Source organism: Burkholderia sp. Ac-20379, from assembly GCF_017104645.1.
Lineage (GTDB): Bacteria > Pseudomonadota > Gammaproteobacteria > Burkholderiales > Burkholderiaceae > Burkholderia.
In genome coordinates this window covers 1-5,825 of record NZ_JAAGPF010000405.1, presented here as the reverse complement: position 1 = coordinate 5,825, position 5,825 = coordinate 1, and the positions used below count along the sequence as shown (strand labels likewise).

Below are 5,825 nucleotides of genomic sequence, written 5' to 3'. Positions count from 1 at the left end.
TGTCAGAGCTCCTACGCTGCGTCGGGCTGAGACGTATAGAGCCAATAGTCTTTCTTTTTTATTGATACGCGGACCACCACGATCTCCACTGCCACCAACCCTCTTTCCCTCCACGACGCTCTTCCGATCGGCGCGGCGGCGGCGCAGGAAATCGCCGATCGAGCTGACCACGTCGGGCTTGCCCGCGTTGCCCGGAATGTACGGGCTCCACGGTTGCGCGCGCACCGTCGTCTTGGTGCGCCACACGACGTTGAACTGGCCGTCCGCGCGGATCTCGCCGATCATCACCGGCTTGTGCAGGTGGTGATTGCCGTCCATCTCGAGCACGAAGCCCGACGGCGCGTTGAACTTCTGGCCGATCATCGCCACGCGCACCTTGTCCACGTCCGTGCTCTTGGCCTTCTCGACCGCCTGCTTCCACATGTGGATGCCGACGAACGTCGCTTCCATCGGATCGTTCGTCACGCGCTTGGCGCCGCCCGGCAGGTTGTTCTTCTTGACCCAGTCCGCGAACATCGCCTTGAACTTCGCGTTCTCGGGATTGCGCAGCGACATGAAGTAGTTCCACGCGGCCAGGTTGCCGACCAGCGGCTTGGTGTCGATGCCGCGCAGTTCTTCCTCGCCCACCGAGAACGCCACCACCGGCACGTCGGTGGCCTTGAGGCCCTGGTTGCCGAGTTCCTTGTAGAACGGCACGTTCGAATCGCCGTTGATGGTCGAGATCACGCAGGTCTTGCCGCCTTGCGAGAAGGTGCGGATGTTCGAGACGATGGTCTGATAGTCGCTGTGGCCGAACGGCGTGTAGACCTCCTGAATGTCGGCGTCCTGCACGCCCTTCGATTTCAGGAACGCGCGCAGGATCTTGTTGGTCGTGCGCGGGTACACGTAGTCGGTGCCGAGCAGGAAGAAGCGCTTGGCGGCGCCGCCTTCGGCGCTCATCAGGTATTCGGTGGCGGGGATCGCCTGCTGGTTCGGCGCCGCGCCCGTGTAGAACACATTGCGCGACATTTCCTCGCCTTCGTACTGCACCGGGTAGAACAGCAGGCCGTTCAGTTCCTCGAACACCGGCAGCACCGACTTGCGCGACACCGAGGTCCAGCAGCCGAACGTGACGGCGACCTTGTCCTGCGTCAGCAGCCCGCGCGCCTTTTCGGCGAACAGCGGCCAGTTCGAGGCCGGATCGACCACCACCGGCTGCAGTTGGCGGCCCATCACGCCGCCCGACTTGTTGATCTCCGCGATGGTCATCAGCGCGGTGTCCTTCAGCGACGTCTCGGAGATCGCCATCGTGCCCGAAAGCGAATGCAGGATACCGACCTTGATCGGCCCTTTCTCGTCCGCGTTGGCCAGCGGCAGGCGTCCTGCCAGCGAAAGTGCACCCGCCATCGATCCGATCTTCAACAGACTGCGACGCTTCATCGAGTTCCCCTTGACGTGTTGGCTTGCGTGCGCCGGTGCGGCGCCCCGGGAGCGGATAACGCAAGGCATGTGCCAGGGGCCGCGAAATCCTTGTGCGGCGCGGCTCGGCGCGCGCGGGACGCCGGGCGGATGCGCTGGCGGCGCGGCGGCGCGTGGCGCGGGTGGTCCGTCGCGGTGCAGGCGCGCAGCCGTTCGTGGTGCATCGCGGTGCGGTGCACGAAACCGGGTCATCGTGCTGCACGCTCGAGACGCATGGCGCGCACCGCGATGCGCCGTGGCGGCACGTGGGCGGGTCAAGGGCGGGGAACGCGAGCGGCGTCGGCCGCGGTGGTGCGGCGCAGCGGGCCGCAGATCGGTGCATGCGGCATCGACGGTTCGACGCCGCAAAGCACGACGCCGCAGCTTGAAGGGCTGCGGCGTCGCGAGAAGGCGGGGGAGTGCGAGGCGCGAATCAGTAGCGCGGCACCGACGGATCGACATCGCGCGACCACGCGTCGATGCCGCCTTGCAGGTTGTAGAGCTTCGTGAAGCCGCGCGATTCGAGGAACATCGCGACCTGCGCGCTGCGCATACCGTGATGGCAGACGCAGACGATCTCGGCTTCGTCGTCGAGCTCCTCGCTGCGGGCAGGGATCTGCTGCATCGGGATCGACACGGCGCCCGCGATGCTGGCGGTGGCGATTTCCCACGGTTCGCGCACGTCGAGCACGACGGGCGCGGGGCGGGATGCGTCGCCGAGCCATTGGGCCAGCGCGGGAGCGGTCAGGATTTGCATCGGCATGACGATATCGGGGTGAGGCGTGAGGGGAACGCGTGCGGCGCGATCAGAACTTGAAGCGCGACGGCTCCATCGCGTTGACGAGATGATCGACGTAGGTTTCGAACACGTCGGCGACGCGGAACTGCTTGTCGTCGATGCGCGTGATGATCTGCGCCTTCATGACCGGGCGCGAGCCGACGAACGCGGCGAGCCGGCCGCCCACCTTCAGTTGTTCGAGCAGCTCCTGCGGCACGACGGGCAGGCCGCCCGACACGCAGATCACGTCGTACGGGGCTTTATCGGGCAGGCCGCGCGCGGCGTCGGCCAGCAGCACTTCGGCGTTGGTCACGCCGTTGTCGCGCAGGTTGTCGGTGGCGAACTGCACGAGCTCCGGCGCGATGTCGACCGTGACCACGTGCTGGCCGCGATGGGCCAGCAGCGCGGCCATGTAGCCCGAGCCCGCGCCGATTTCGAGGACGGTTTCGTGCTTCTTGACGGCCAGCTCCTGCAGGATGCGGGCCTCGACGCGCGGCGCCAGCATCTTCTGGCCGCCGGGCAGCGGCAGTTCGAGATCGGCGAACGCCAGATCGCGATAGACGCCCTGCACGTAATGCTCGCGCTTGACGACCGACAGCAGGCTCAGAACCTCAGTATCCAGCACGTCCCACGGCCGGATCTGCTGTTCGATCATGTTGAAGCGCGCATTTTCGATATTCATGGTGGTCATGCCGCGGGGCGGCCGTCAGCGGGGAAATTAACCGGGCGATTGTACCAAACGAGGCGCGATTCGAGCGCCGGAACGCGCTCGCGGCTTGCCGTGGCGCCGGTTCAGCGCTTGGCGTTGCGGATCTTTTCCTCGAACGCCTCGTCGAGCTTGCTGGCCTTGCGCGGCGCGGGCGGGGCCACGCCGTTGACGAACTTGACGAACTCGTCGAGCGGCAGCGGCCCGCACAGCTTCTCGGCCGTGCCGCTGGCGCGGTCGGTCAGATAGAACAGGTCGCCGGGCAGGCTGACGGCGGCGTAGCGCGCGTTGCCCGTGCGGGTTTTCAGGCGTTCGACCGCGAGGGTCGCTTTGGTCGTGCGCATCGTGGCGGGGCGGGGATCGGCGAAAACCGCCACTGTAGCGCAGATGGGGGCCGCCCGCCGGCCGGCGCGGGCGGGCGGTCAGACGGTTTTCGAGCAGCGGCTCGCGGCCACGCCGGACAGGTAGGCGTCGAAGCACATCGCGATGTTGCGCACGAACAGCCGCCCTGCCGGATGGATCGTCAGGCGGCCCGGCTCGATCGACAGCAGGCCGTCGCGCTCGAAATCGCGCAGCCGCGCCAGCTCGGGCGCGAAGCGCTCGGCGAAGCGGATGCCGTAGGCGGCTTCCAGCTCGGCGAACGGCAGCGCGAGATGGCACATCAGCCGCATGATCACGTCGCGCCGCAGGCGGTCGTCCACGGTGAGCCGGACGCCGCGCGCGATCGGCAGCCGGCCCGCGTCGATCGCGGCGCTCCAGGCGGCGATGTCCTTCTCGTTCTGCACGTAGACGTCGCCGACCTTGCCGATCGACGACATGCCGATGCCGATCAGATCGGTATCGGCGCACGTGCTGTAACCCTGGAAATTGCGTTGCAGCGTGCCGTTGCGCTGGGCCGCGACCAGCTCGTCGGTGGGCCGCGCGAAGTGATCCATGCCGATATAGACGTAGCCCGCGTGCGTCAGCGTCTCGATCGCGAGGCCCAGCAGCGCGATGCGCGCGGCCGGCGTGGGCAGCGCGGCGTCGTCGATGCGGCGCTGCATCTTGAACAGGTTCGGCAGGTGCGCGTAGCCGAACACCGAGATGCGGTCCGGCGCGAGTTCGATCACGGTGTCGAGCGTCCGGGCGAAGCTCGCCACCGTCTGCTTCGGCAGCCCGTAGATCAGATCGACGCTGACCGAGCGATAGCCGACCAGCCGCGCCGCCGCGATCAGGCTGGCGGTTTGTTCGATCGGCTGCACGCGGTTCACGGCGCGCTGCACCTCGGCGTCCACATCCTGCACGCCGAGGCTCAGGCGGTTGAAGCCCTGCATGCGCAGGTGCGCGAGCGTGGCCGGCGTGGCCGTGCGCGGGTCGATCTCGATCGAGATTTCGGCTTCGTGATCGGGCGCGATCGCGAAGTGCGCGCGGGTGGCGGCCATCAGCTCGGCGATTTCGGGCTCGGACAGGAAGGTGGGCGTGCCGCCGCCCCAGTGCAGTTGCGTGATGGTGCGCGACGGATCGAAGCGGGCCGCCTGCAGCGCCAGTTCCTGCTTGAGCCGGTCGAGGTAGGGCCGGGCGTGCGCGTGATTGCGCGTGGCGATGCGGTTGCAGCCGCAATAGAAACAGGCGGTGGCGCAGAACGGGATGTGAACGTACAGCGACAGCGCGTTCGCGGCGCCCGGATCGGCCGCGGCGCGCGTGTAGTGGGCCGCATCGAAGCGTTCGTCGAACTGCAGCGCGGTGGGGTACGACGTATAGCGCGGGCCGTTCGCCGCATATTTCGCGAGCAAATCGGGACGGAACAAGGGGGCGGAGGAACAGGACGTCATGAGGTAAACCGACAGGCAGCGAGCGACGCGGTTCAGTCTAGTCGCTGCCGGCAATAACGAGATATGTGGATGTCCTCTAAGTTTGCGATGGCACAATGCCGGTTTGCATCGGCAGGGAAGGCGGGGAACGTGGAAGCGGCAGCACAATCAGGGCCGGACGGCGACACCGCCGCGCATGCGTGCCGCGCGGGATGCGGCGCGTGCTGCACCGCGCCATCGATCACGAGCGCGATTCCGGGCATGCCGAACGGCAAGCCGGCCGGCACGCCGTGCATCCAGTTGGACGCGGCGCTCAATTGCCGGATCTTCGGGCAGCCCGAGCGGCCCGCGTGCTGTTCGGGCCTGCAGCCGTCGGCCGAGATGTGCGGCGCGAGCCGCCACGAGGCGATGGCATGGCTCACGCAGCTCGAGGTGCTCACGGCGCCGCGCTGAGCGCTACATCAACGCGTGCTCGAAGAAGTTGGGCACCTGGCCCGCGCCGATCTTGCGCTCCCAGATCTCGATCCAGACCGCGCCGGCCGGCCAAAAGCGGCGGCAGCGCATCAGATAGTCGAGCACGGGAATCGCCTGGCCTTCGCGCAGCAGCGCCTTGGCCAGCTGCATCGTCGGGCCGAAGCTGACGAGTTGCGGCGAGCCGGGCGTGTCGGCCGACGCCAGCAGCGCGGTTACCGCATCGTTGTGCCGGTGCGGGCCGTCGCGCAGCGCGAGCAGGCCGAGCACCGTATTGCCGAGATGGATCGCGTTGCCGTGGTTCCAGGCGGCCAGATGGCGCGGCGCGAGCGCGAGGCTTTCTCCGGCGTGCGCCCGCGCTTCCGCATACAACCCCAGATGGAACGCGGCGGCTGCCGCGCGCGGCAGGCGGTCGAAGCGTTCGTCCTCCGTTGCGGCGCTCGCCAGCTTGGCCAGCCGGACAGGCGCGCGGCTCAACGCCAGTTCGACGAGCGCGGCTTCGATCTCCGCGGTGAAGGGCACGAGTTCCGACGCTTCCTCATAAGTCATGTCCCCTCCAGTGGCGCCGCGCGAGGCGGGCCGCGCGGCCGGTCCGCAGGTGCCGGCGTGGCGATTGTCGCGCCGTGCGGGCGCCGCGTCGAGC

General features: G+C 67.9%; 7 protein-coding genes. 1 reads left to right on the top strand and 6 read right to left on the bottom strand.

From position 1 onward, the window contains the following. The 5 genes from urtA to hemN all read right to left on the bottom strand — a co-directional run. Positions 1 to 1,419, bottom strand: a 1,419-nt coding sequence (gene urtA, locus G3N92_RS30055; protein ID WP_241015108.1) for an urea ABC transporter substrate-binding protein, incomplete at its 3' end; no start/stop codon positions are given. A 451-nt stretch (positions 1,420 to 1,870) separates the two neighbouring features. Then, positions 1,871 to 2,194: a rhodanese-like domain-containing protein gene (locus G3N92_RS30050; RefSeq protein ID WP_206131195.1), complete on the bottom strand. Its 324-nt coding sequence runs from the start codon at positions 2,192 to 2,194 to the stop codon at positions 1,871 to 1,873. Positions 2,195 to 2,243: 49 nt separating this feature from the next. After that, a complete protein-coding gene (locus G3N92_RS30045; RefSeq protein ID WP_206131194.1) occupies positions 2,244 to 2,897 on the bottom strand; it encodes a protein-L-isoaspartate O-methyltransferase in 654 nt (217 codons plus the stop codon). Positions 2,898 to 3,007: 110 nt separating this feature from the next. Further along, positions 3,008 to 3,265, bottom strand: coding sequence for a hypothetical protein (locus G3N92_RS30040; RefSeq protein ID WP_206131193.1), 258 nt, complete (start codon positions 3,263 to 3,265; stop codon positions 3,008 to 3,010). 78 nt (positions 3,266 to 3,343) lie between these two features. Then, positions 3,344 to 4,732: an oxygen-independent coproporphyrinogen III oxidase gene (hemN, locus tag G3N92_RS30035; RefSeq protein ID WP_206131192.1), complete on the bottom strand. Its 1,389-nt coding sequence runs from the start codon at positions 4,730 to 4,732 to the stop codon at positions 3,344 to 3,346. Positions 4,733 to 4,861: 129 nt separating this feature from the next. Here hemN and G3N92_RS30030 point away from each other — a divergent pair, with 129 nt between their 5' ends. Beyond that, entirely contained in the window at positions 4,862 to 5,164 is a 303-nt protein-coding gene (locus G3N92_RS30030; RefSeq protein WP_206131191.1) for a YkgJ family cysteine cluster protein, read from the top strand. Positions 5,165 to 5,167: 3 nt separating this feature from the next. Here G3N92_RS30030 and G3N92_RS30025 read toward each other — a convergent pair. After that, the coding region (locus G3N92_RS30025) for a hypothetical protein (protein WP_206131190.1) at positions 5,168 to 5,825 on the bottom strand (658 nt) is incomplete at its 5' end.